The organism is Curtobacterium sp. MCBD17_003 (genome assembly GCF_003234885.2).
Classification (GTDB): domain Bacteria; phylum Actinomycetota; class Actinomycetes; order Actinomycetales; family Microbacteriaceae; genus Curtobacterium.
On record NZ_CP126275.1, the window covers coordinates 1,185,485 to 1,211,400 of the forward strand.

Here is a 25,916-nt window from a genome sequence, read left to right on the forward strand (position 1 = left end):
TGCAACTTTGTGTCCTGCTCGTTACGAACGCCCGTGCTCAGTTGACGGAACTGCGCGAAAAGTGCAAGTGTTGCCGCCACGCCCGCGCAGGTTGCGCAGGTATCGGTCCTCGGCGCGACGACGCGCTGCGGTGGCAGAAGGGTCACGACAATGGCAATCAAGCGGAAGGGCCTCCGGGGCTCGGCGCTCGTCGCGGGAGCGCTCGGGCTCTCGCTCCTCGCGACCGGGTGTGCCGGGGGCGGGGCGAGCTCGGGGTCGGACCAGACCAAGGGCGCGACGATCACGGTCGCGTGGCTGAACCCCTCCCCGCCCAAGGCGGCGCTCGCGCAGTTCACGAAGCAGACGGGCATCCACGTCAAGTGGACCGTCGTCGACTGGGACAGCCTGCAGACGAAGATCGCGGCGGCAGCGACCTCGAACACGTACTTCGCCGACGTCACCGACGTCGACTGGTCCCGCGTCGGTCAGCTCGGCAAGCTCGGGTGGTTCCGCCCGATGTCCGACTACCTCGACGTGAAGTCGATGAAGTCGGACATGCCGCAGATGAGCTCGTTCACCTCGAACGGCACGGTCTACGGCATCCCGTTCGACTCGTCGTACATGGTCACGACCGTGAACCAGGACGAGTTCGCCAAGGCCGGCATCACGACCATGCCGACCACCATGGACGAGTACACCAAGGACCTCGAGCAGGTGAAGGCGAAGGGCGTCACGGACACCCCGCTCAACATCCCGTTCGCCGCGGCCGAGGGCCTGTCGACGTACTGGTACCAGACGACGGCCGCGTTCGGCGGGCAGGTCCTCGACAAGAGCGGCATGCCGCAGTTCACGTCGCCGAGCTCCGGCGGCTACAAGGCCGCCAAGTGGATGGTCCAGTCGATCAAGAACGGCCTGGTCCCGAACGGGAACATCAACGTCACGGATTCGCAGGGCATGCAGAACCTCATGGCGAAGGGCATCACCGCCTCGACCCTGTCGGACTACTCCGGCAACGTCGGCAGCCTGTACGACGTCCCGGCCTCGTCCACCGTCGTGCACCACGTGCAGTACATCCCGACGCCCGGTGTCAGCGGCACGGTCGCCAACCTCGGCAACCCGGACGGGATCGGGATCCCGAAGCAGGCGAAGTACCCGAAGGCCGCCGCGGAGTTCATCAAGTGGATCACCGCCTCCGGCAACCAGGCCGCGTTCGCCGGTGCCGACGGCGCGTCCAAGGTCATGCCGAACTACCCGACGCCGTCGCGGCTCAGCGCGATGAAGACCCTGACGACGTCGGGCAACCTCGCGCAGGGTGCCGAGCTCACGACGCTGCTGCAGGGTTCGAAGGCCGTGTTCCCGGCCGGTGCGCCGTCCTGGTACCCGCAGTTCTCCCGCGCCGTGAACACGAACCTGCACGCGGCAGCGGTCGGCTCGATGTCGGTCGACCAGGCGGTCGCCGCCATCGCGAAGAGCGCGAACTCGCTCGCGAAGGGCAACTCGTGACGGTCGGCACCAGCGCGCCGGCCACCACGCGGACCGGCCGGGCCGGTCGCGTGGGCAGGGCGGGCCGCGCCGCGAGCGGGCTGCCGGCGGGCCGACCGGGAGGCCCGGGGCGGCGGAAGCGCATGGACCTCCTGCCCTACGCGCTCGTCACGCCGCTCGCACTGTTCATCCTCGTCCTGGCGCTCGTGCCCGCGGGCATCACGCTCGTCGAGGCGTTCTTCAAAGCGCAGCCGCTGGATCCGCCGAACTCGTTCGTCGGCATCCAGAACTTCGTCCAGCTGTTCCGTGACGACACGATCGTGTCGAGCATGGTGAACACGGCCTACTACGTCGTGATCGGCGTGATCGTGTCGACGGTGCTCGGGATCGTCATGGCGGTGACGCTCCAGAAGCCGTTCATCGGCCGCTCGGTGCTCATCGCGATCCTGATCCTGCCGTGGGCGCTCCCCGGCGTCGTCGAGGGCATCGTCTGGTCGGGCATCTGGGACAGCAACACGGGGCTGCTCAACAGCGTCCTGTCGACCCTGCACGTCATCACCCACTACCAGGTGTTCCTCGGCCAGAACCGGTTCGTCACGATCCTCGTGATCGAGATCGTCCAGGTGTGGCAGATGACGCCGCTGTCGACCCTGCTCGTCCTGGCGGCGCTGCAGAACATCCCGGGCGAGCTCTACGAGGCGGCCTCGATCGACGGCGCCACCGGATGGAAGTCGTTCATGCAGGTGACGCTGCCGTTGGCCCGACCGGGCATCGCGATCGCCATGGTGCAGGCCGTCATCGCCACCCTCAACGTGTTCGACCAGCCGTACGTGTTGAACGGCGCCGCATCGACGGGCGCGTCCGTCACCGAGCAGACGTACTTCGTGAGCTTCCAGAACCTCGACTTCGGCGAGGGGTACGCGCTGTCGCTGCTCATCACCATCGTCACGGTCGTCGTCTCGCTCGCGGTCGTCCGCTTCGTCTACAAGCCCGTGGAGTTCTGATGCGTCGCAGATCCGTCGCCCGTCCCGTCGGCGTCGTCTTCATCGTCCTCTGGACGCTCGTGCCCCTGTACTGGGTGCTCAACACGAGCCTCCAGACCGACCAGCAGATCAGCGCGAAGCCGGCGAACTACATCCCGCCGACGCCGACGTTCGGCAACTACGCGACCCTGCTCGGCGGCAGCGGGGACATCGCCTCATCAGTCCGGCAGTCGACGCTCAACATCTTCATCGAGTGCGGCGGGGCGACGATCGTCACCGTCGTGCTCGCGACGATCGCGGCGTACGCGTTCGCCCGGATGACGTTCCGTGGTCGGAACGTGCTGTTCTCCGCGGTCCTCGCGACCATGGCCTTCCCCGCCTACGCCACGCTCATCCCGCTGTACCGGATGCTCAGCGCCGCCGGGCTCGTGAACACCTACACCGGCATCGTGCTCGTCTACGTGTCGGGCTTCCTGCCGCTCGCGACCTGGATCCTCTTCAACTACATGTCGAGCCTCCCGCTCGCCCTCGAGGAGGCCGGGTCGATGGACGGGGCCAGCCGACTCGGCGTGCTCTGGCACATCGTGCTCCCGCTCGCCCGGCCGGGCATCGTCTCGACGGCGATCATCACGTTCCTGTCCGCCTGGGCGCAGTTCCTGTTCCCCCTCGTGCTCTCGAGCGACATCTCGACCCAGCCGCTCACGGTCGTGATCGCCGCGTTGCAGGGCCGCCACACGGTGCCGTACTCGCTCATGAGCGCCGCCGGCGTCCTGGCGGTCGTCGTGCCCGCCGCGATCGCCGTCGTCCTCAACCGCTACATCGTCAGCGGCCTGCTCACCGGGAGCGTGAAGTGACGGACGCGTTCGTGCTCATCGGCGCCGGCAGCACGGTGTTCACGCCGGGGTTGCTCACCGACCTCGCGCGGAACGAGGCGTTCGACGACGTCACCGTCCGGCTCGTCGACCTCGTGCCCGAGGCCGCCGAGACGATGGCCGCGGTCGGACGACGCATCGCCGCCCAGTACGGCTCGCACATGCGGGTCGAGGCTGTCGCGGACCGGCGGGAGGCCCTCCGCGGCGCCCGCTTCGTCACCACCACCATCGCGGTCGGGTCCGCGGACGGCTGGCGCCGGGACCTCGAGATCCCCGAGCGGCTCGGCATCCGGCAGACGGTCGGCGACAGCGTCGGCCCCGGCGGGGTGCTCCGCGCGCTGCGGCACGTGCCCGAGCTCGTCGCGATCGCGCGGGACGTCGCCGACGTCGCGCCCGAGGCGGTGCTCGTCAACTACAGCAACCCGCTCACCGCCAACGTACGGGCCGTGACCCGCGAGACCCCGGTGCAGGCGGTCGGGCTCTGCCACGGCACCATGCACACGAAGGCGGCGCTCGTCCGGGCGCTGGGGGAGGACCCGGACCGGGTCTCCGCCACCTTCGCCGGGCTCAACCACCTGTGCTGGCTCCTCGACATCCGCACGCCGGAGCGCGACCTGTACCCGCGCCTCCGCGATCTGGTGGCCGACCAAGCGGGCGGGATCGACGCGGTTTCGGACTGGACCGAGGGGCCGCAGGCGCCGGTCTCCGCGGACCTGCTGCGGACCTTCGACCGTTACCCGGCGCCGGGGGACCGGCACGTCGCCGAGTTCTTCGGCGACTACCTGCGAGCCGGACCCGACGACGCGCTGCCGTGGGGCCTCCAGGCCGGTCTCGACGCGACCCGCGAGTACATCGGCGAGAAGTCGCGGTTGTGGGACGACCTGCGCGAGCTCGCCGACGGCGATCGGCCGGTCCCGCCGCCGACCGACCAGGAGGCGGAGCGCCTCGTCGCGATCGCCGCGGCGATCCGCACCGGCGGCAGCCACGTCGAGCTCGCCGTCAACCTGCCGAACCGGGGCCTCATCACGAACCTGCCGGCGACCGCGGTCGTCGAGGTGCCGGCGGCGATCGGTGCCGACGGCATCCGTGGGATCGGCGTCGGGGACCTCCCGGCCGGCATCGCGGCGGTGCTGTCCGCCCGAGCCGAGCAGCAGGAGATCACCGTCGACGCCGCGCTGTCCGGGTGCCGCGACCTCGCGCTGCAGGCACTCGTGCTCGACCCGCTCGTGCCCGACCGCGCCACGGCCGTCGCCGTGCTCGACGCGGCCGTCACGGCCGACCCGGAACACCTCGGCGGCTTCGCGCGGGCCGAACGAGCCGAGGCCTGACCACCGCGGACCGACACCCGCCCCGCTCCTGCACCATCGTCGACGCGACCGGACGCCGACGCATCACCGACCGAACCACCACCATCGTCCGCCCACCCGCACGGGTGCGGCGGAGCACCATCGACGTCTGGAGACCGACATGACCGACACCCAACCGCACGCCACCGAGCACGCGGTCACGGCGGGCGCCGAAGCCACGTTCCGCGAGATCCGCCAGCAACCCGCGGTCTGGCGCGACGCAGCCGCGACCCTGACCGACCGGCGTGACGAGGTCGACGCGTTCCTCGGCCCCCTGCTCGCACTGCCCGACCTCCGCATCGTGTTCACCGGTGCGGGCACCTCCGCGTTCGCCGGTGGTGTCGTCGCCCCGACGATCGCTCGCGCCACCGGCCGCCGCGTCGAGAGCATCGCGACCACCGACCTCGTGTCGAACCCGCACCACTACCTCGCCGAGGACGTCCCCACGCTCCTCGTGTCGTTCGCGCGGTCCGGGAACAGCCCCGAGAGCGTCGCCGCCACGCAGCTCGCCGACCAGGTACTCGCCCACACCCACCACCTCGTCATCACCTGCAACGCCGACGGCGACCTCGCCCGGCAGCACGAGCAGCGCGACGACTCCCTCGTGCTCCACATGCCGGCCGCCTCGAACGACGCCGGGTTCGCGATGACGTCGAGCTTCACGTCGATGATGCTCAGCGCGCTGCTCGTGTTCCTCGGTGACGCCCCCGATCGCGTCACGTTGCTCGCGGACGCGGCGCAGACCGTGATCGACGACCGGTGGCCCGGCATCGCCGCGCTCGCCGAAGCGGGCGTCCGCCGCCTCGTCTACCTGGGCAGCGGGCCGCTCGCGGCCCTCGCGCAGGAGTCCGCGCTCAAGGTCCTCGAGCTCACCGCGGGGCGGGTCGTGAGCTACCACGATTCTTCGCTCGGCTTCCGGCACGGACCGAAGGCGGTGCTCGACGACGAGACGTTGGCGATCGTGTTCCCGTCGACCGACCCCTACACGCGCGGCTACGACCTCGACATCGTGCGGGAACTCCGCTCGGCGCTCGGGGCCGAGCGGGTCCTCACCGTCGGCGCGCTGCCCGGCGAGGACGTCGACGGCATCGCGCTGCCGGGCCTCGAGACGATCGACGACGGGTTCCTCGCGCTCGTCGACATCGTCGCGGCGCAGATCCTCGCGTTGTCGTTCGCGCTCCAGGTCGGCACGACGCCGGACAACCCGTTCCCCGGCGGCGGTGTGAACCGCGTCGTGCAGGGCGTGCGCATCCACCCGCTCGCTCCCGTCGCGGACGAGCGCTGACGTGGCCCACTGGCTCGGGGTCGACGGCGGCGGGACCAAGACCGCGTTCGTGCTGCTCGGCGACGACGGCGCGGAGCAGGGCGTCGTCGAGGGATCGAGCAGCTACCACCTCGAACACGGCATGGACCGCGTCGAGCAGGTGCTCGTCGAGGGCGTCGCCGCCGTCACCGCCCAGGCCGGCATCACGCCCGCCGACGTCGACCACGCGTTCTTCGCGCTCCCCGGGCACGGTGAGTCGAGCCACGACACCCCGCTGCTCGACCGGCTCCCCGCGGTCGCGCTCGGACACGACCGCTACCGGTGCGGCAACGACACCGTCGCCGGGTGGGCGGGGTCGCTCGGCGGTGAGGACGGCGTGAACGTCGTCGCCGGCACGGGCAGCATCACGTACGGCGAGCGGCGTGGGCACGGTGTCCGCGTGGGCGGATGGGGCGAACTGTTCAGCGACGAGGGCTCGGCGTACTGGATCGGTCTGGAGGCCCTCACCGCGTTCAGCAGGATGAGTGACGGTCGGGCGCCGCGCACCCTCCTGCACGAGCGGATCCGCACGGTCGCCGTGGTCGAGGACGACCTCGACCTCGTCGACGTCGTGTTCCGTCAGTGGGGCCGAAGCCGCGGTCGCATCGCCGCACTCGCACCGACGGTCACGCGTGCGGCGGAGGACGGGGACGCGACCGCCACCGCGATCCTCGACCGAGCGGCGACCGAACTCGTCGAGCTCGTCGAGGCGACGGCGCGGCAGCTCGGCTTCGCCGCGGGGGAGTCCGTGCCCGTCTCGTGGTCGGGCGGGGTGTTCCGTGCGGAGGCTGTCCGGTCACGGTTCGCGGCCCTCCTCGACGCGAGCGTGACCGCGTACGACCTCCGTACGCCCCGGTTCTCGTCCCACGTCGGGGCAGCGCTCTACGCGGCCAAGACCGCCGGCCATCCGCTCGACCCCGCCGCGCTGGCGCGACTGGCCCCCGCGGGCATGCCATCCTGAGAGGCGTTCGAACGCAGCACGGCGCCCATCGCCGACGAAGGAGTCAAGACACGTGATCGCAGGCATCGAGACGGGCGGGACGAAGGTCATCTGCGGGGTGGTCTCCGAGGACGACCCCCAGCGGTTGCTCAGCACGACCCGGATCCCCACGACCACGCCCGACGAGACCACCACCGCGATCAACGCCTTCCTCGACGAGGCCGAGGCGTCGTCGTCCGAGCCGGTCACCGCGCTCGGGGTGGCGTCGTTCGGCCCCGTCAACGTCGACCCCGCCGAGGACCGCTGGGGCTGGGTCACCGGGACGCCCAAGCCGGGATGGGCGGACCAGGACCTGCTCGGACGGATCCCCCTGGCCTCCCGGGTCCCGACCGTGATCATGGCCGACGTGGGCAGCGCGGCCCTCGGCGAAGCGACCTGGGGCGCGGGGCGCGACGTCGACCGCGTCGGGTACGCGACGTTCGGGACCGGCGTGGGCGTCGGCCTCGCGCTCGGCGGCCGACTGCTGCACGGCAACGGCTACCCCGAGATGGGGCACGTCATCGTCCGCAAGCACCCGCAGGACGACTTCGTCGGCAGCTGCCCGTTCCACGGCGACTGCCTCGAGGGGCTCGCGTCCGGGCCGGCCGTGCTCGGCCGATGGGGACACGACGCCTCCTCGTTCACCGACCCGGAGGAGCAGGCCCTCGCCTACGAGATGCTCGGCTCCTACATCGCGCAGCTCGCCCTCACGGCGGCGATCACCGCCGGCGTGCAGCGCTTCGTCGTCGGCGGCGGGGTGCTCAAGTCCCCGGGGCTGTTCGACGCCGTGCGGGCGCAGCTGCCGATCCTGTCCGGTGGGCCCGGCGCGGGGCACGCCGCGTCGCTCGACGCACCGGACTTCCTGGCACAGCCGGCGCTCGGGGACCACTCGGGCGTGCTCGGGGCCGTCGCGGCGGCGCTGACGCTCGAGCGCTGACCCAACCCCGGGCGACTGCGCGCCTGGACGACGACTGCGCGCCTGGACGACGACTGCGCCGTCGCGACGACAGCGCAGTCGTCGTCGGCGCGCGCCCTTCCGGAAGCCCCGCGCCCGCCCGACGCGCTACGGCCGGTAGTCGCCCCGTCGTCGGTACAGTGCCGCGGCGGACTCGTCGGCCAACGGCTTCACGCCGTGCATCCCGCCGACCGTCTTCGCGGCGGTGCTGAGCAGCCACGCTGCCGTTCGTGCTGCGATGGTGATCATCCGCATGCTGACTGCCCCCTCGTGGTGATCGCGAGGCTAGCCCCTCCCGCGTGCTCCCGTCACGGTCCATCGCGGGCGTTGAGCCGCAGTACGGACGACGAGCCGCGCCGATGCGCGGCGGGATGTCCGGAACCCGGTTCGGTCGCGGCGTCAGCGCCGCCGGAGCGCCCGCACCGCTGCGACGACGAGGCAGACCACCGCCGCGAGGACGAGCAGGAGCGCCAGGGTCGCCAGCGCGTTGTCGACCTGGACCGCATCGACGAGGGGCGGGCGGCTGGTGTTGTACCGGACGGCACCGCCCTCGCGCGACGCATGGACGCGCAGGACGAGGACCGCGGTGCCCGCGAGGACCAGGAGCACCGCCGCCGCCGCGAGGAGACGGGCCAGCGGGCGTCGACGTCGGGACACCCGACGAGTCAACCAGAGGTCAACGCCCGGGCACGGCCGCGAGCCGCCGGAACCCCTCGTCGAGCGACACCGCGGGCGTCCACCCGAGGTCGGCCCGGGTCCGCCGCTGGTCGAACCAGTGCGAGGTCGACAGCTGCTCGGCCAGGAACCGCGTCATCGGCGGCTCGTCGCGCCCGGGGCGGACGCGCCACAGCGCCTCGACGGCGGACCCCGCGACCCGGGCGAGTCCCGCCGGCACGTGCAGCGTCGGCGCCGGCACGCCCGACGCCCGACAGATCCCCGCCAGGAGTTCCGCCACCGGGCGTGGCTCGCCGTTCGTGACGACGTACGCGTTGCCGTGGACGTCCTCGGCCCGGTCGAGTGCGGCCACCATGGCGCTCGCCGCGTTGTCGACGTACGTCGTGTCGATCAGGGCCGCCCCGGCGTCGAGCAGCGGCAGCCGCCCCGTCCGGGCGCGCTCGACGATCCGGCCGACGAGCTGGGTGTCGCCCGGACCCCACACCAGGTGCGGGCGCACCGCGACGACGGCGAACCCGGGAGCGTCGGCCGCCAGCGCAGCGAGCTCGGCCTGCGCCTTCGTGCGGGCGTAGTCCCCACGTGCGCGGAACGGATCGGCGGGCGCGGCGTCGTCCCCGACGATCGAGGCGCCGGCGTGCGCCACCGAGGGCGAGGACACGAACACGAACCGGGACGCCCCCGCCGAGCGGGCCGCCGCGAGCAACGTCCGCGTCCCCTCGACGTTGACGCGCGCGAAGTCCGCGGGGTCGCCCGCGAGCGACACCTTCGCCGCGAGGTGCACGACCGCGTCGGTGTCGGCGACGGCCGCCTCGGCGTCGGCGGCCGACGTCAGGGAGCCGAGCCGGTCCTCCAGGCCGAGGACGCCGGACGGGCGCCGCTGGAAGGTGTGCACCGTGTGACCGGCGTCGCGGACCGCGGCGGCCACGGCGCGGCCGAGGAACCCGCTCGCGCCCGTCACGAGGACCCTCACGGTCGCACCATCCGGCCCCCCGCGAGCACGCCGGCGGCCCAGCGCGCCACGCGCGTGCGGTCGATCTTCGAGTTGTGTCGGATGTCGGTCGGGAGGCGCGGCACGACCAGCACCGCCGCCAGCGGCACGTCGACGGTCGCCCGGACCCGCTCCGCGAGCGCGGGGTCGGCCAGGTGCGGCCGTCGCGCCGCCGGGGTGGTCTCGACGACGGCCACGACCTGCTGCGTCCCGGCGGGGCCGACGCCGACGACGGCCGCGCGGTCGACCTCCGGCACGGACTCGATGCGCTGCTCCGGTCCGACGGGGGTGACGACGCCCGACGCGGTGGCGACGACGTGGGGGAGCCGCCCCTCGACCCAGAGGCGTCCGTCGGCGTCGAGGTGTCCGACGTCGCCGGTGCGGTGCCAGCGACGGTCCGTGCTCACCTGCCGTCGCGCCGCGAGGTCGGTCAGCCACAGCCGGTCGTAGTGGTCCTTGCCGTGCGGCGCAGCGAGGACGATCTCGCCGGTGACCTCCGGTGTCGTGCCGAGGGGACCCGTCGCCGCGCCGAGGTCGTCGAGGGATGCGATGCGAACGGCGACACCGGCGGCGGGCCTCCCGACGCACACGCCCCCACCGGTCCCGGCCCCGGCCCCGGCCCCCCTTCCGCGAGATCGCAGTCCTTGCCGTTCTGACCCCTGCGACACCGGCGACAACTGCGATCTCGCCGGGGTGTGGGCGGGGCCCACCGCGGCGGCTCGGATGCCCGCGAGGTCGATGTCCGTCATGAGCAGCCCCTCGGTCATGCCGTACGGCGTGTGGGCGCTCGCGGCGGGCATGAGTCGAGCGGCCTCGGCGAGGAGCGGTTCGGGCACGGGAGCGCCCGCGGACAGGAACAGGCGGACGCGTCCGAGCGCGGCGTGGTCCTCGGCGGTCAGCGCATCGGCGGTGGCGACGACGTTGGCGAGCGCCGCCGGCGACAGGAACACGACGACGCCCTCGCCGCTGGGCTTGGTCCGGCCGGTCCCTTCGGTCCCCCCGGTTCCTTCCGCCGAGATCGCAGTCGTTGCCGTTCCCGACCCGGTCTGAGCGGCAACGACTGCGATCTCGCGGAGGGGCGGGGCGGCGGCGGCGGCCGCAGCGGCGACCGCGCGCGCCGTCAGGGTCCGGGGCGCCGTGACGTCCATGTCGGGCGTCACCGACCGGGCGCCGAGCGCGGGTCCGAGCAGGGCGAACGGCGCGAACCCCGCCACGAGCCCGGTGCCGACGCCGACGCCGTACTGCGTCGCGAGGGCGTCCCGGACGGCGGCGAGCTGCGCGTGCGTGTAGACGACGCCCTTCGCGGGTCCGGTCGATCCCGAGGTGAACAGCACCGCGGCCGTGTCCGTCGGTGCGGGTGCCGCGGGCAGCGCGACCCCGGCACGGAGCCGCGCCGCGCCGCGCCTGGCGAGCTCCCCCAGCGTGTGCTCCACGCCGAGGGCGACACGGGCCGCCGGGGGGACCGACGGCGTCGCGATGCGCCGACCCGGCCAGCCGAGCGCCCGGGCGGCCGTCAGCCCGGGGAGCGCGCCGACGAGCCAGTCCGGTCGGGCGCCGCGCACGGCCCGCGTGAGCCCGCGGACTCCGAGGCCGGCGTCGGCGACGACGACGACCGCCCCGATGCGGACGCAGGCGTAGAGCACGGCGGTCAGGTCGGCGCCCGGCGTCACGAGGAGCGACACGCGGTCGCCGCGCTGCACCCCGGCGTCGGCCAGGCCGGCGGCGATCTCGCGGACGCGACGGCTCAGGAGCCGCCAGCTGACGGAGCGTGGGGGACGGCCGCCGCCGGGCGCCATCTCGACGAGGGCGACGTCGTCGGCGTCGGCGAGTTCGTCGAGGGCCGCCCACACGGGGCGGCTCACGTCGGCGTCGGTGTCGGTGTCGGCGTCGGGCGGGAGGCCCGCACCGGCGTCGGTGTCGATGTCGGCATCGGCATCGGCCGGGAGGCCCGCAGTCGCCGCGGCGGGCTCCTGCCCGTCCGGCAGACGGTCGCCGAGCCACGCGAGGACGGCCCCGGCGACGTCGACGTCCTCCGGCAGCAGGTGTCCGGCGCCCTCGAAGCGGTGCACGTCGGCGCGCGGCATCCGCGTCGCCAGGTCGTCGAGGTAGCGCTCGAGGAACACCGGGTCGCGCGGGCCCCACAGCACGAGGGCGGGGACGCCGAGCGCGCGGACGCCCTCGGCGATGCGGTCGAGGTCGACGGCGCTCGGGTGGCGGTCGTCGACGGGGATGTCCGCCACGAACCCGCCGATGCCGCCCCGTCGGTCGGCTCCGCGGTACGGCGAACGGTAGGCGTCGCGCACGGGAGCGGGGAGCGGCGGGTGGGCGATCGCGAGCGTCGTCTCGAGGAACCCGGGTGTCAGGACCGTCGCGCGCCCGAGCACGGACGGCCGCAGGGCGAGCCGGAGCGGCGCGGGGACCGGGGCGTCGGCGGGCTGGTGCACGGCGGTGTTGCACACGACGACGCCGGCGAGCAGCTCCGGGTGGTCCACGGCCCAGCCGAGGGACACGACGCCGCCCCAGTCGTGCCCGAGGGTGACGACGGGACCGGTGAGGCCGAGTTCGTCGGTGAGGGCGCCGAGGTCCGCGACGCGCTGCGCGAGTCCGCGGGGCACACCGCTCCGCTCCGAGTACCCCATGTCGAGCTGGTCGACGGCGACCACGCGCCAGGCCGGACCGCCGGCCCGGGCGGTCTCGGTCGCGGCGGTGAGGACGCTGCGCCAGAGGTACGACCAGGTCGGGTTCCCGTGGACGCAGAGGACGGTGCCGACGGGCTCAACCCCGAGCTCGGCGAGCTGTCCCGCGTTGTCGAGCAGGTGCCAGGTGCGCGTGGCGGGTGACGGGCCTCCCGGCGCGTGCTCGGGCCCGACCGCGGGGGTCGCGACGAGGCGCGACCAGGCGGGGTCGAGTCCGGGGAGGTGCGGGGGGAGCGCGGCGGGCGCGGTCGCCGCGGCGGCGCGCGGCAGGCCGGACCTCACCAGTCGATCTCCATCATGGCGGTGTTGAGGCCGGAGCCGACGCCGCCGAGCAGGACGCGGTCGCCGCGCCGCACGTTGCCGGCCTGGACCTCTTCGGCCAGGGTGATCGGGATCGACGCCGGACCGACGTTGCCGTACCGCGAGTAGGTCACGGGGACGCGGTCGCGGTCGATGTCGATCGCCTCGACGATCGCCTTCATGTGGATGTCCGACACCTGGTGGAAGATGTAGCGGTCCATGCCGCCCCAACTCCAGTCGCGCTTGGCCTCGTTCCAGGCGGACACGACGAGCTCGACGCCGCCGCGGAGCAGGGCCTTGGCGTCGGTGAACATGCCGTCCACGCTGCCGACGCAGAGGTCGTACCACTGGGTCGCGGCTCGGGTGACGCCGCCGTGGATGCGGTGCCCCTCCGGGTGGACGTCCATCGGGCCGAGCACGGCGGCCGCGGCACCGGACCCGAGGGTGAGGCTCGCGAACTCGCTCATGAAGTCCTTGCGGTTCCGACCGCCCTCGCTCAGTCGCGCGATCGTGTTGAGCTGGACCTGGTCGGCGTCCTCGCCGTCGATGACGACCGCGTACTGGATCTGACCGGAGTCGATCATGCCCGCGGCGACGCTCATCGCGTTGACGAACCCGAGGCACGCGTTCGCGATGTCGAAGTTGATCGCGGACGTCGGCAGCCCGAGTCCGTGGTGCAGGCGGACCGCGACGCTCGGCTCGAGGTGCGGGCGGGTCACCGACGTGTTGATGAGCAGCCCGACCTGGTCCGGACGGACCCCGGCCTCGGCGAGCGCCCGGCGGGCGGCGTCGATCGCGGCCTCGTCGAAGCTCTGCTCGGGGCCCCAGTTCCGACGCTCCTTGACGCCCGCGACCCGCTCGAGCAGGCCCTTCGGGAGGCGGAGGCGTCGGAGCACGGGGTGGAGGCGCTCCTCGATGTCCGCGGACGTCGTGACGCGATCGGCGATCGTGGTGGCGACGGCGAGCAGGCCGACGTTCTCGTGACGGGTGGTGGCGTTGCCGGGGGCGGGGAGGTCGGCCCGGCGCGTCTCTGGGGTGGCTGCGGGGCGGTCTGTGACGGTTGACACCTCATCAATGATGCACCCCTCCCGCTGGGCGGTGTGCGCGTCGACGGTCGTCACAGCGCGCGGAGCTTCTCCAGGAGGGGACCGGCGGCCTCGTCGAGGAACCGGTCCTGACCCTCGTCGCCGACCTGGACGATCGCGATGTCGGTGAAACCGGCGTCGAGGAACGGCCGCACGCTCTCGGCGAGTCGGTCGAGGTCGGGGCCGCACGCGATCGACTCCGCGACGTCCTCGGGACGCACGAACTGGCTGGCGCTGTCGAACGACGCGGGGGTGGGCAGGTCCGCGTTGACGTGCCAGCCGCCGGCGAACCAGCGGAACAGGTCGTGTGCCCGCGCGACCGCGGCGTCCTCGTCGGGGTCCCAGCAGATCGGGATCTGGCCGATCTTGCGTGACGGGGCGCCCTGGTGGTGCTCGTCCCACCCCTGCACGAGCTCGGGCACGGGATCGGTGGTGATCATGTGGTCGCCGAGGGGCGCGAACCGCTCGATGCCCTTCGCGCCGGACACCGCGACGCCGATCGGGACCCCGCCGTCCGGGACGTCCCAGAGCTTCGCCTGGTCGACGCGGAAGTGCGTGCCCTCCCACGTCACGACGTCACCGGACTCGAGCGCGCGGATGATGTGGATGGCCTCCTCGAGCATGTCCTGTCGTTCGCCGACCGCGGGCCAGCGTTCCCCGACGATGTGCTCGTTGAGGTTCTCGCCGGCACCGAGCCCGAGCGTGAACCGGCCCTCGGACAGGATCTGGAGCGTCGCGGCCTTCTGGGCGACCACGGCCGGGTGGTACCGGATCGTCGGGCAGGTCACGTAGGTCATGAGCTCGACCGTGCTCGTCACCTGCGCCACGGCGCCGAGCACGGTCCAGGCGTAGGGGGCGTGCCCCATGCTCTCGAGCCAGGGGAAGGCGTGGTCGCTCGACACCTCGAAGTCGTACCCGACGTCCTCGGCCTTCTGCGCGTACCGGACGAGTTCGCGGGGGCCGCTCTGCTCGGTCATCAGGGTGTAGCCGAAGTTCGTCATCAGGGTGCTCCTCGTCAGCGGTGTCCGGCTTCCTCGTCTACGCCTCGACGGCCGCGAGCGCGCATCCTGCCGCCGCGGATCGGGTGCCGCGGGTGCTCCGCGGGGCCGGGATCGGGGAAACACCGCCGACACGGCCTGGACACCCCACCGACACGCCGCCCGCGTAGCGTGCAGGGATGAGTGCAGAGCTGACGCTGGGCGCCGAGGAAGAGCTCCACCTCATCGACCTGCAGACAGGGCGGTTGTCCGCCAAGGCCCCCCAGCTCCTCCCGGGCCTGCCGCCCGACCGGTACGGTGCCGAGCTGCAGCGGACGACGATCGAGACGAACGTGCCGGTGGTGCGGGACCTCGCGGACCTCCGGACCGAGATCGTCCGGCTCCGGACGGACCTGACGGCGGCGATCGCCCCGCACGGGCTCGCGATCGGGAGCGTCGGGACGGCACCGCGCTCGGAGTTCGCCGACTTCGAGCTGACGTCGACCGGCCGGTACGGGCGCATGCAGGAGCAGTACCGGATGCTCGTCGACGAGCAGCTCATCTGCGGGCTGCAGATCCACGTCGGCGTGAGCGACCGCGACCTGGCGGTGCAGATCGCCCAGCGGGTCGCCCCCGCGCTGCCGGTGCTGCTCGCCCTGAGCGCGAGCAGCCCGTACTGGAACGGCCAGGACACCGGGTACGCGAGCATCCGCAGCATCATCTGGCAGCGCTGGCCCACCGCGGGGTCGTTCGGCCGGATGACGAGTGCGGCCGAGTACGACCGGATGCTGCAGGACCTCATCGCGAGCGGGGTGATCGCCGACTCCAAGATGGCGTACTTCGACGTCCGGCCGTCCTCGCACGCCCCGACGCTCGAGCTGCGGGTGTGCGACGCGACGCCGATCGTCGACGATGCCGTGCTCATCGCGGGCCTGTTCCGCGCCGCGGTCCGCCACGCCGAGCAGGACATCGAGCGCGGTGACGAGTGGCACCCCCGCCGGGAACCCCTGCACCGGGCGGCGATGTGGCAGGCGGCCCGTGGCGGCCTGTCGGGCGAGCTCGTCGGGCTCGGCGAACACCCCGAGCGGCTCCCGGCTCACGTGGCGGTGCGGCAGCTCGTCGACCGCCTCCGTCCGCAGCTCGAGGAGCTCGGGGACTGGGGCCTGGTCGGGACGCTCGTCGAGGAGACCCTGGCCCGCGGCAACTCGGCGGACCGGCAGCGCACGGCGTACGCCGAACGCGGGGAGCTCGACGACGTCGTCGACCTGGTGGTCCGCGAGTCCCGGAGCGATCCCGACGTCGGCGCCGACGAGCGCGCGGTCGCCATCCCCGGCTACCACGTGCGCGCGGGCGACGAGGCGGTCGGTCCGGGCGCCTTCCCGCGCCCGGTCTTCCGCGACCTCGCCGGGTACCTCCGTAGGTGGGACGACGACGAGGCGCTCGCCCGGTGCGCCGCCCGCGACGCGTGGACGGAGCGGGAGCAGCTCGGGTTCGTCGTCGGTGGTGCCCGGCAGCCGTTCCACTGCGACCTCGTCCCGCGCATCGTCAACCCGTACGAGTGGGGCCAGCTGCAGCGCGGGCTGACGCAACGGGCACGCGCGATCGAGGCGTTCCTCCAGGACGCGTACGGCGATCGGCGGATCGTCGCCGACGGTGTGCTCCGCGAGTCCGACGTCGTCGGCGCGGCCGGGTGGCGCGATGAGGCCACGCGGCTGCCGGCGGGCACGGTCCGGGCCGCGGTGCAGGGGTTCGACGTCGTCCGCAACGAGTTCGGCGGATGGCGGGTCCTCGAGGACAACGTCCGCTCACCGAGCGGTGTGGCGTACGCGCTCGCGGTGCGGCGGCTCATCGACGACGTCCTGCCGGACGCGCCTCGCCCGACAGGGCTCCGAGATGCACGGAGCGTCCTGCCGCTGTTGCGCGCGACCCTGGCCGCCCCGGCACGCGCCCGCGGCGTCGCGGACCCGACGCTCGCGGTGCTGACGAGCGGGCCGTCGAGCGCGGCCTGGTACGAACACCACACGCTCGCGGACGAGGCCGGCATGCTGCTGCTCACCCCCGACGACGTCGCCGTCCGGGAGGACCGGGTCGTCGAGCGATCGACCGGTCGCGTCGTCGACGCCCTCCTGATCCGCATCGACGGCGAGGTGGTCGACATGACGAACGACGCCGACCCGGACCTCGGCGAGCACGTCGTCGCGGTGGCCGCCGCGGGGGACGTGTTCCTCGCGAACGGCCCGGGCAACGGTCTGGCGGACGACAAGTCGATGTACGTCTCGGTGCCCGACCTCATCTGGTACTACCTCGACGAGCGACCGCTGCTCGAGTCCGTGCCGACGTACCGGACGCGGGACGAGTCGGAGCGCCTCACCGTCCTCGAGCGCGTCGGCGAGCTCGTGACGAAGCCCGTCGACGGCGAGGGCGGCCGCGGTGTGCTCATCGGACCGAGCGCCAGCGCGGAGGAGGTCGCCGACCGGCGGACCGCCATCGCCGCCGCTCCCGAGGCGTGGGTGGCGCAGGAGGTCGTCCAGCTGTCCTCGCACCCGACGCTCACGCCCGCCGGGCTCGAACCCCGGCACGTCGACCTCCGCGCGTTCGTGTACCTCACGGGGACCGGAGCGGACGAGGCGCACCTCGCCGACGTCGCGCTGACCCGGGTGGCGCCCGAGGGCAGCATGGTCGTCAACTCGTCCCGGGGCGGCGGAGCGAAGGACACGTGGATCGTGGGAGGGGACTGACATGTGCGGACTCGCGGGAGAGCTCCGGTTCGACGGCCGTCCGGCGGACGTCGGCGTCGTCGCCACGATGTCCGCCTGCCAGGCCCACCGTGGCCCCGACGGCGACGGGCTGTGGGCACGGGGGCCGGTCGTGCTCGGGCACCGGCGCCTGTCGATCGTCGACCTGTCGTCGGCCGGCGCCCAGCCCATGGTCGACGCGGCGCTCGGGCTCACGATCGTGTTCAACGGGATGGTCTACAACTACCCGCAGCTGCGCGAACAGCTCCGGGCCGCGGGCCACACGTTCGCGTCGACGTCGGACACCGAGGTCGTGCTCAAGGCGTACGCCGAGTGGGGCACCGCGTTCGTGGACCGGTTCCTCGGCATGTTCGCGGTCGCGATCTGGGAACACCGCTCGGGGCGGCTCGTGCTCGCCCGCGACCGGCTCGGCATCAAGCCGATATACGTGTCGCACACGCGGGACCGCATCCGGTTCGCATCGACGCTGCCGGCGCTCCTCCGCGGCGGCGAGGCCGCCGGCGCGGACACCGACACGTCGATCGACCGAGTCGCCCTCGCCTCGTACATGACGTTCCACTCGGTCGTCCCCGCGCCGCGGACGATCATCGCGGGCATCGAGAAGCTCCCGCCCGCGACCGTCCGGGTGGTCGAGCCGGACGGGTCCGCGCGCGACACCCGGTACTGGGAGCCGTCGTTCACCCGGGACCCCGCACGGGCGGACTGGACGCCGGAGGACTGGCAGGAGGCCCTCGTCGCGCACCTGCGGACCGCCGTCGAACGGCGCATGGTCGCCGACGTCCCGGTGGGCGTGCTCCTCTCGGGTGGGATCGACTCGTCGCTCGTCGTGGCGCTCCTCGCCGAGGCCGGCCAGCACGACCTCGCCACGTACAGCATCGGGTTCGAGTCCGCCGGGGGCGAGTCCGGTGACGAGTTCGTGTACTCGTCCGTCGTCGCGCGGGCGTTCGGAACGGACCACCACCGCATCCCGATCGCCTCGGACGCCCTGCTGCCCGGGATCGACGGCGCGGTCGCCGCGATGAGCGAGCCCATGGTGTCGCACGACTGCGTCGCGTTCTACCTGCTCGGACAGGAGGTCTCGAAGACGATCAAGGTCGTGCAGTCGGGGCAGGGCGCGGACGAGGTCCTCGGCGGGTACGACTGGTACCCGCCGCTCGCCGGGGTCCCGCGGAACGAGGCCGCGGAGGCGTACAAGCGCGTGTTCATGGACCGCCGCTGGCCGGCCCTGCGACGCCTGCTGCGGCCCGAGTGGCTGCCCGACGAGGACACCCCGAGCGCGTTCGTCGACGCCGCGTTCGCCCGCCCCGGCGCCGAGGACTCGGTCGACGCCGCGCTCCGCATCGACACGACGGTCATGCTCGTCGACGACCCCGTCAAGCGTGTCGACACCATGACGATGGCGTGGGGCCTCGAGGCGCGGGTCCCGTTCCTCGACCACGAGTTCGTCGAGTTCGCCGCCACGATCCCCACCGAGCTCAAGCTCGCGGACGGCGGCAAGGGTGTCATGAAGCGCGCTGCGCGGGGGATCGTGCCGGACGCCGTGATCGACCGGCCGAAGGGGTACTTCCCGGTGCCGGCGATCCGGCAACTCGAGGGGCCGTACCTCGACCGCGTGCGGGACGCCCTCACCGACCCCGCGGCCCTCGAGCGCGGGATCTTCGACGAGGCGAGCGTCGCGGCGATGCTCGCCGACCCGAACACCACCCGCACGACGCTCGGCTCGAACGCCCTGTGGCAACTCGCGCTGCTCGAGATGTGGCTCCAGACACAGGGGATCCGATGACCGACGTGACCGATCTCGTCGGCGTCGCGCACGCCGTGGCGCTCGGCGACGCCCTGACCGACGCGTGGGGTTCATGGGGTCCGACGATGACCCGTGATGCCCGACGCGTCGCGTTCGTCAGCGACCGGCACGGCACCCCCGAGGTGTTCGTGCAGGACGTCGTGGTCGACGGCCCTCCGCCCGAGGCCCGGCGGATCCCGCTGTCGGACGACCCCGTCGTCGCCGTGACCTGGTCCGCCGACAGCGCGTGGCTCGCGGTCGCGGTGGCCACGGACGGCGGGGTGAAGCAGCAGGTGTGGGTGGTCCGGCCGGACGGCTCCGACGCCCAGCAGATCGCGGGCTCCCGGTACCAGCACGCCGAGCTCGGCCCGTGGAGCCGGAGCGGGCACCGCGTCGTCGTCACGCTGCCCTCGACGGAGCCGGAGCAGCCCGCCCGCGCGTACCTCGTCGACCCGGCGACCGGGCAGCGGGACGACCTGGCGGTGGGGGAGCTCATCCACATCCTCGACCTGTCCGTCGAGGAACGCCTCGTCGTCCTCCGCGACGGTCAGCGGGGCGAGGAGTTCGTCGTGGTCGTCGACCGCCTGACGGACGAGGACCACCCGCTCCTCACCCCACCGCACGAGGGCTCCGCCGAGATCGCGCTGCTCCGCCCGGCACCCGCGAGCGGCACGAGTCCGCTCGTCGCCTACATCGCCACCGAGGCCGGACTCCCGCGACGCCAGCTCCTCGCGATGCCCCTCGGGCCGCACGGATGGCGGGGACAGGCCCGCGTCCTCGTCGGGCGCGACGACGCCGACCTCGAGTACCTCGACGCGGACGACGCCGGACGCACCTTGCTGCTCGGCTGGAACGTCGCGGGGCGGACGGAACTCGACCTCGTCGACACGGCCACGGCCTCCCGGACGACCGTGCCGGACCTGCCGGGCGCCGTCGTGACCGACCCGGTGCTGAGCCGCGACGGCCGGAGCGTCGTCCTCGCGGTGGAGGGCCCGACCCGCCCCCGCGAGCTGTGGCGGCTCGACACCGCCGCACTCACCTGGACCCGGGTGACGGCGGTGCCCGAGTTGCCGGCCGTGCCGCTCGTCGAGCCGACCCTCGAGACCTTCCACGCCCGCGACGGCCTGCCGATCACCGGGTGGCTGTACCGGGTCCCGGCGGCGGCGCGCGACGCCTCCCGGTCCGCCGAGGTCGACGGCGTCCCCCTCGCACCGGCCGGACCCGCGATGCTCCACCTGCACGGCGGACCGGAGTCGCAGGAACGGCCGACGTTCTCACCCCAGCACCAGGCCATGGTCGCCGCGGGCATCACGGTGTTCGCCCCGAACATCCGTGGCTCGAGCGGATCGGGCCGCGAGTTCGTGCACGCCGACGACCGCGAGCGCCGGTGGATGGCGCTCGCCGACGTCGTCGACGCGGCCCGGTTCCTCGCCGACGCGGGCGTGGCGGACCCGGCGCGCATCGCCCTGACGGGCCGGTCGTACGGCGGGTACGCGACCCTCGCCTCCCTGGCGTTCACGCCGGACGTGTTCGCGGCTGGGGTGGACGTGTGCGGCATGTCCGACTTCGCCACGTTCTACCGCGACACGGAGCCGTGGATCGCCTCCGCCGCCGCGACGAAGTACGGCCACCCGGTCGACGACGCCGACCTGCTGCACGCGCTCTCGCCGATGCGGGCCGTCGACGACGTCCGCGCGCCGTTGCTCGTCGTGCACGGCGAACTCGACACGAACGTGCCGATCGGCGAGGCGCACCAGGTCGTCGCCGCGCTGCGGGAGCGGGGCCGCCCGGTGTCGTACCTCGAGCTCGCCGGGGAGGGGCACGAGTACCGGCGGCGGGAGTCGCGACGGACGCTCGTCGCGACGATGGTCCGGTTCCTGGCCGACGTGCTCGGCGCTGGCTGACGCTGTGGCCGACCGCCGCCACCGGTGGTTGACTGTGAGGGTCGGGTCGGGAGGCCCGGACCGCCGCACCCGGAGCGGGTGCGGCCGACACGACGACCGGGAGGACCAGCACGTGTTCGAGATCGCCGACCGGATCCTCGCCCGACTCGACGCAGGCGAGGCCGTCGCCGTCGCGACCGCCGTGGGCGTGGACGGGAGCGCGCCCCGCGGCGCCGGGACCTCGATGGCCGTCACCGTCGACGGCACCGTGATCGGGAGCATCTCCGGGGGCTGTGTCGAGGGCGCCGTCTACGAGATGTGCGAGCGGGTCCTCGCGTCCGGCGTCGCGGAACTCGAGTCCTTCGGCCACGACGACCACCCGTTCGCGATCGGCCTGGCCTGCGGTGGACGGGTCGAGGTCCTCGCGACCCGGATCACGCGCGACGACCTGGTCGCCGTCGACGCCCTGCGCCGAGCCGCGGCCGGGCGTCCTGCCCGCGTGACGCGGGTCCTCGAGGGTCCCCGGCTCGGAGCGATCGTGGCCCGGCCGGACGAGTGCTCGGACATCCGGAGCGCCACCGAGCGCAACGAGCCGGCACCACGCATGGTCGTCGTCGGCGCGGTCGAGTTCGCGGTCGCACTCACCAACGCGGCGTCGACCCTCGGTTACCGGGTGACGGTCTGCGACCCCCGCCCGGTGTTCGCGACCCCGGAACGGTTCCCCGCCGCGGCCGAGGTGGTGGTCGCCTGGCCTCCGACGTGGCTCGCGTCCGCGGGGCTGGACGCCGACACCGCGGTCGTGGTCGTGAGCCACGACGACCGGTTCGACGCCGAGGTCGTCGCGCTCGCCCTCGAGCGGGGCGCCGGGTACGTCGGGGCCATGGGATCGCGGCGCACGCATGAGCGGCGGATGCAGGAACTCGCAGGGCTGGGCGTGACGGACGTCGCACGACTGCGGTCGCCGATCGGCCTGGACCTCGGTGCGGAGACCCCGGAGGAGGTCGCCGTGTCGATCCTCGCCGAGGTGCTCGCAACGAGGAACGCCACCAGCGCGCGGCCGCTCCGGGAGCGCTCCGGGAACATCCACCCGGCGCGGGCGGCGTCCACCGCGTCCTGACCCGGTCGGCGTCAGGCCCGCGAGGGCAGCGCCCCGACGAGCTTGTCCGGCTGCACGGGCAGGGAGCGGATGCGGACACCGGTTGCGTGCCACACGGCGTTGGTGACGGCGGCCGCGGCCCCGACGATCCCGATCTCGCCGATCCCCTTGCCGCCCATCGGCGCGAGGTGGTCGTCGCGTTCGTCGAGCCACTCGACGTGCAGGTCCTCGACGTCGGCGTTCGCCGCCACGTGGTAGGTCGCCAGGTCGTGGTTGCCGTAGTCCCCGAGCACGGGATCGAGCAGGCCGTGCTCGTGCAGGGCCATCGACAGGCCCATGGTCATGCCGCCGACGAACTGCGATCGAGCGGTGCGGGGGTTCATGATCCGTCCCGCCGCGAACACCCCGACCATGCGGGGGACCACGACCTCACCCGAGTCCAGGTCGACCCGCGCCTCGACGAACTGCGCGCCGAACGCCTGACGGACGTACGGGCCCATGGCGGCGACGTCCTCGGTGGTGTCGACCACCACCTCCAGGCCCTCGGGCGGCACCGGCTGACCCTCGTCGAGCAGCGCGGTGAGGTGGCGGCACGCCTTCGTCACGGCCCACCCCCAGGACGCCGTGCCGGACGAGCCGCCCGCGACGGACGCGACGGGCAGGTCGCTGTCCGCGATGCTGATGTCGATCGCCTCGACGGGGACGTCCAGCGCGTCGGCGGCGATCTGCGCCATCACCGTGCGCGCGCCGGTGCCGATGTCCGTCGCGTTGACACCGATCGCGTACCGTCCGCCGGGCAGCGCCGTCGCCCGGGCACCGCTCTGCTGGGCCATCGCGGGGTACGACGACGCAGCCACACCGGTGCCGACGAGCCATCGGCCCTCGCGTCGAACGCCGGGCCGTGGGTCGCGGCCGTCCCACCCGAACAGCTCGGCGCCCCGGCGCAGGCAGGCGACGAGGTTCCGGCTGCTGAAGGGCTGCCCGGACTCCGGATCGACCTCCGGGTCGTTGCGCACGCGGAGCTCGACGGGGTCGATCCCCGCGGCGATCGCGAGTTCGTCCATCGCGGACTCGAGTGCGTACATGCCGGGGCACTCGCCCGGGGCCCGCATCCACCGCGGTGTCGGGACGTCGAGGCCTGCGAGGCGGTGCGTGACGAGCATGTTCGGGGCCCCGTACATGTGCCGGGTGACCTCGCCGGTCTGCTCCGCGAACTCCTGGATGCTCGACGTGTGCGAGTACGCCTGGTGCGACACCGCCGTCAGGTGGCCGTCGGTGTCGAGCCCGAGCCGCATGCGCGAGATCGTCGGCGTGCGGTAGCCCGCGATCGCGAACATCATCTGCCGCGTGTAGGCGATCTTGACGGGTCGACCCGTGGCCATCGCCGCCATGACGGCGAGCGGGACGTTCGGCCGTGGGGATCCCTTCGACCCGAACCCGCCGCCGACGTGTTCGGCCCGGACGCGTACGGACGAGGGGTCGAGCCCGAACAGCGAGACGATCGTCGACTGGTCGGGGCTCGTGCCCTGCGACGCGTCGACCACGTCCAACCGGCCGTCGTGCCAGTGCGCGGTGGTCGCGTGCGGTTCCATCGGGTTGTTGAAGAGCGCGGGCGTCCGGTACGTCGCGTCGATGCTCGTGGCCGCCGTGGCGAGGGCGGCGTCGACGTCCCCCTCGCTCGAGTCGGTGGCGAACCCCGCGTTCACCTGCTCGGGCGCGTAGAGCTTCGGGTGGTCCTCGGTGAGGACGACGTCCATGCCCTCCTCGGCGTACTCGGGCACGAACCGGGCTGCCGCCTCGCGGGCGGTCTCGAGGGTCTCGGCCACGACGAGGGCGACCACCTGGCCCCGGTACGCGATCCGGTCGGACTGCAGCACGAGCAACTCGGCGTCGTCCGACTCCTGCAGGCGCGGCGCGTCCTCGTGCGTGAGCACCGTGACCACGCCGGGCATGGCGCGGACCTCGTCGGCGTTCGTGGCGAGGATCCGACCCGTCACGACGGAGGCCTGCACCGGCCAGGCGTAGAGGACGTCGTCCTCCGGCCCCTGCTCGAAGGCGTACCGCGCGATGCCGGTGGTCTTCTCCCGCCCCTCGAGGCGGGCGAGGGGAGCCCCGATCGCGGTCACGCCGCGGCCTCGCCGGTGTCCGCCGCGCGACCGTTCGTCGGGCCGGCGGCGTCGTCGACGCCCGTGAGTTCGGCGAGGACGCCGACGACGAGCCGCCGCAGCAGCGGGACCTTGAACGCGTTCTGGTCGGTCGGGGTCGCGGCGGCCAGCTCGGCGTCGGCAGCCGCGGCGAACGCCGACAGGGTCACGGGGCCGCCCCGCAACGCGTCCTCGGCGGCGGAGGCGCGCCACGGCTTGTGCGACGCGGCACCGAACGCGATCCGGACGTCGCGGACGACGTCGCCGTCGACGTCGATCGCGGCCGCGACGGAGGCGAGTGCGAAGGCGTAGGAGCGGCGGTCGCGGGCCTTGCGGTACGTCGAGTGGGCGGCGAACGGCAGCGCGGGGATCGTCACGGCGGTGATGACCGCGCCGACCGGCAGGTTCGTGTCACGCTCCGGCTCGTCGCCGGGGAGCCGGTAGAAGTCGCCGATCCGGAGCGAGGACGGCCCCTCCGTGGTCGTGAAGTGCACGGTCGCGTCGAGTGCGGTGAGCGCCACGGCCATGTCGCCGGGGTGCGTCGCGATGCACGAGTGGGACGTGCCGAGCACGGCGAGTTCGCGCGACAGGCCCTCGATCGCCGGACAGCCGGTCCCGGGCTCCCGCTTGTTGCACGGCTTGCTCACGTCGTTGAAGTACACGCACCGGGTCCGCTGGAGGAGGTTGCCGGCGGTGGTCGCCCGGTTCCGGAGCTGTCCGGACGCCCCGGCGAGGAGTGCGCGGCTCAACACCGGGAAGCGCGTACGGACGGCCGGATGCGCGGCGAGGTCGGCGTTGAGCACGCCCGCGCCGATGGTGAGCGAGCCGTCGGGCTCCTCCACGACGTCCGTCAGACCGAGGTGGGACACGTCGACCAGGCGATCGGGCCGCTCGACGCCGAGCTTCATGAGGTCGACCAGGTTCGTGCCGCCGGCGAGGGGCTTGGCCGTCGGCTCCGCGGCGAGTCGCCGGACCGCGTCGTCGACGTCCGTCGCGCGCTCGTACTCGAACGTCTTCATCGTGCAGCCCCTGTCGTCTCGTCACGCCGCTGCGTGCCGTCGGTGTCGTCGGTCTCGGTGTGCACGTGCACCGCGTCGGCGGCGTCGGCGTCGTGGACCGCCGCCACGATGTTGACGTACGCACCGCAGCGGCAGATGTTGCCGCTCATCCGTTCCCTGATCTCGGCGTCATCGAGGACGATCTCGTCGGCCGCGAGGTCGGTGGTGACGTGGCTCGGCATCCCCGCACGGGCCTCGCGGAGCGCGCCGATGGTCGAGCAGATCTGGCCCGGCGTGCAGTACCCGCACTGGTACGCGTCGCGCTCGAGGAAGGCCACCTGCACCGGATGGAGATCGTCACCGTCCGCGAGTCCCTCGATGGTCGTCACGGCGCTGCCCTCCGCCGCGACCGCGAGCACGAGGCAGCTGTTCACCCGGCGGCCGTCGAGGAGCACCGTGCACGCGCCGCACTGGCCGTGGTCGCAGCCCTTCTTCGAGCCGATGAGGTCGAGTCGCTCGCGGAGCACGTCGAGCAACGACGTGCGGTTGTCCACCACCAGCGGGCGGTCCTCGCCGTTGATCCGCAGCGTCACCGCCGTCGTGGGTACTGCATCCCGCACCGAAGCGTCCATGGGT

20 protein-coding genes are annotated in these 25,916 nt (G+C 73.2%); 11 read left to right on the top strand and 9 right to left on the bottom strand.

The window, feature by feature from the left end:
- Positions 1 to 150: 150 nt before the first annotated feature.
- The 7 genes from DEI88_RS05745 (at position 151) to DEI88_RS05775 (ending at position 7,881) form a co-directional block, all read left to right on the top strand.
- Positions 151 to 1,482: an extracellular solute-binding protein gene (locus tag DEI88_RS05745; RefSeq protein WP_111012702.1), complete on the top strand. Its 1,332-nt coding sequence runs from the start codon at positions 151 to 153 to the stop codon at positions 1,480 to 1,482.
- Complete coding sequence (locus DEI88_RS05750; protein ID WP_181434676.1) at positions 1,479 to 2,465, top strand: carbohydrate ABC transporter permease; 987 nt, start codon at positions 1,479 to 1,481, stop codon at positions 2,463 to 2,465. The genes DEI88_RS05745 and DEI88_RS05750 overlap by 4 nt, the downstream gene beginning before the upstream one ends.
- Positions 2,465 to 3,298 (top strand): carbohydrate ABC transporter permease, encoded by an 834-nt coding sequence (locus tag DEI88_RS05755; protein WP_111012700.1) that lies wholly within the window; start codon positions 2,465 to 2,467, stop codon positions 3,296 to 3,298. Before DEI88_RS05750 ends, DEI88_RS05755 begins: the two co-directional genes overlap by 1 nt.
- A complete protein-coding gene (locus tag DEI88_RS05760) occupies positions 3,295 to 4,644 on the top strand; it encodes a family 4 glycosyl hydrolase (RefSeq protein ID WP_111048682.1) in 1,350 nt (449 codons plus the stop codon). Before DEI88_RS05755 ends, DEI88_RS05760 begins: the two co-directional genes overlap by 4 nt.
- A gap of 139 nt (positions 4,645 to 4,783) precedes the next feature.
- On the top strand, positions 4,784 to 5,947 hold the full coding sequence (locus DEI88_RS05765) for an SIS domain-containing protein (protein WP_111048681.1): 1,164 nt from the start codon (positions 4,784 to 4,786) through the stop codon (positions 5,945 to 5,947).
- 1 nt (position 5,948) lies between these two features.
- Positions 5,949 to 6,926 (top strand): N-acetylglucosamine kinase, encoded by a 978-nt coding sequence (locus DEI88_RS05770; protein ID WP_111071664.1) that lies wholly within the window; start codon positions 5,949 to 5,951, stop codon positions 6,924 to 6,926.
- A gap of 52 nt (positions 6,927 to 6,978) precedes the next feature.
- On the top strand, positions 6,979 to 7,881 hold the full coding sequence (locus DEI88_RS05775) for an ROK family protein (RefSeq protein WP_181434674.1): 903 nt from the start codon (positions 6,979 to 6,981) through the stop codon (positions 7,879 to 7,881).
- A gap of 126 nt (positions 7,882 to 8,007) precedes the next feature.
- On the opposite strand, the gene DEI88_RS05780 is transcribed toward DEI88_RS05775, so the two are convergent.
- The 6 genes from DEI88_RS05780 to DEI88_RS05805 all read right to left on the bottom strand — a co-directional run bounded on the left by DEI88_RS05780 (position 8,008) and on the right by DEI88_RS05805 (position 14,644).
- Positions 8,008 to 8,148 (bottom strand): hypothetical protein, encoded by a 141-nt coding sequence (locus tag DEI88_RS05780; protein ID WP_181441190.1) that lies wholly within the window; start codon positions 8,146 to 8,148, stop codon positions 8,008 to 8,010.
- A 150-nt stretch (positions 8,149 to 8,298) separates the two neighbouring features.
- On the bottom strand, positions 8,299 to 8,556 hold the full coding sequence (locus DEI88_RS05785) for a hypothetical protein (RefSeq protein WP_111071665.1): 258 nt from the start codon (positions 8,554 to 8,556) through the stop codon (positions 8,299 to 8,301).
- Positions 8,557 to 8,575: 19 nt separating this feature from the next.
- Positions 8,576 to 9,544 carry an NAD-dependent epimerase/dehydratase family protein gene (locus tag DEI88_RS05790; RefSeq protein WP_111071666.1) on the bottom strand — a complete coding sequence of 323 codons (969 nt, stop codon included), beginning with the start codon at positions 9,542 to 9,544 and terminating at the stop codon, positions 8,576 to 8,578.
- Positions 9,541 to 12,540, bottom strand: a complete 3,000-nt coding sequence (locus DEI88_RS05795) for an alpha/beta fold hydrolase (protein ID WP_258374970.1) — start codon at positions 12,538 to 12,540, stop codon at positions 9,541 to 9,543. The genes DEI88_RS05790 and DEI88_RS05795 overlap by 4 nt, the downstream gene beginning before the upstream one ends.
- The gene (locus DEI88_RS05800) at positions 12,537 to 13,526 is read right to left on the bottom strand and encodes a 3-oxoacyl-ACP synthase III (RefSeq protein ID WP_258370104.1); all 990 of its coding nucleotides are present in this window, start codon (positions 13,524 to 13,526) and stop codon (positions 12,537 to 12,539) included. Before DEI88_RS05800 ends, DEI88_RS05795 begins: the two co-directional genes overlap by 4 nt.
- 149 nt (positions 13,527 to 13,675) lie before the next feature.
- Positions 13,676 to 14,644, bottom strand: coding sequence for a TIGR03557 family F420-dependent LLM class oxidoreductase (locus DEI88_RS05805; protein ID WP_111026830.1), 969 nt, complete (start codon positions 14,642 to 14,644; stop codon positions 13,676 to 13,678).
- A 176-nt stretch (positions 14,645 to 14,820) separates the two neighbouring features.
- On the opposite strand from DEI88_RS05805, the gene DEI88_RS05810 reads away from it, so the two are divergent.
- The 4 genes from DEI88_RS05810 to DEI88_RS05825 all read left to right on the top strand — a co-directional run bounded on the left by DEI88_RS05810 (position 14,821) and on the right by DEI88_RS05825 (position 22,159).
- On the top strand, positions 14,821 to 17,358 hold the full coding sequence (locus tag DEI88_RS05810) for a carboxylate--amine ligase/circularly permuted type 2 ATP-grasp protein (RefSeq protein WP_111071667.1): 2,538 nt from the start codon (positions 14,821 to 14,823) through the stop codon (positions 17,356 to 17,358).
- 1 nt (position 17,359) lies between these two features.
- Positions 17,360 to 19,159 (top strand): N-acetylglutaminylglutamine amidotransferase, encoded by a 1,800-nt coding sequence (locus DEI88_RS05815; protein WP_111071668.1) that lies wholly within the window; start codon positions 17,360 to 17,362, stop codon positions 19,157 to 19,159.
- Positions 19,156 to 21,063, top strand: a complete 1,908-nt coding sequence (locus DEI88_RS05820) for a S9 family peptidase (RefSeq protein WP_111071669.1) — start codon at positions 19,156 to 19,158, stop codon at positions 21,061 to 21,063. Before DEI88_RS05815 ends, DEI88_RS05820 begins: the two co-directional genes overlap by 4 nt.
- A gap of 112 nt (positions 21,064 to 21,175) precedes the next feature.
- A complete protein-coding gene (locus tag DEI88_RS05825; RefSeq protein WP_258374971.1) occupies positions 21,176 to 22,159 on the top strand; it encodes an XdhC family protein in 984 nt (327 codons plus the stop codon).
- An 11-nt stretch (positions 22,160 to 22,170) separates the two neighbouring features.
- Here DEI88_RS05825 and DEI88_RS05830 read toward each other — a convergent pair whose 3' ends face one another.
- The 3 genes from DEI88_RS05830 to DEI88_RS05840 are packed head-to-tail and all read right to left on the bottom strand — an operon-like array spanning position 22,171 to position 25,912.
- Positions 22,171 to 24,264, bottom strand: coding sequence for a xanthine dehydrogenase family protein molybdopterin-binding subunit (locus DEI88_RS05830; protein WP_111071670.1), 2,094 nt, complete (start codon positions 24,262 to 24,264; stop codon positions 22,171 to 22,173).
- Entirely contained in the window at positions 24,261 to 25,301 is a 1,041-nt protein-coding gene (locus tag DEI88_RS05835) for an FAD binding domain-containing protein (protein WP_111071671.1), read from the bottom strand. The genes DEI88_RS05830 and DEI88_RS05835 overlap by 4 nt, the downstream gene beginning before the upstream one ends.
- Complete coding sequence (locus DEI88_RS05840; RefSeq protein WP_111008562.1) at positions 25,298 to 25,912, bottom strand: 2Fe-2S iron-sulfur cluster-binding protein; 615 nt, start codon at positions 25,910 to 25,912, stop codon at positions 25,298 to 25,300. Before DEI88_RS05840 ends, DEI88_RS05835 begins: the two co-directional genes overlap by 4 nt.
- Positions 25,913 to 25,916 lie beyond the last annotated feature (4 nt).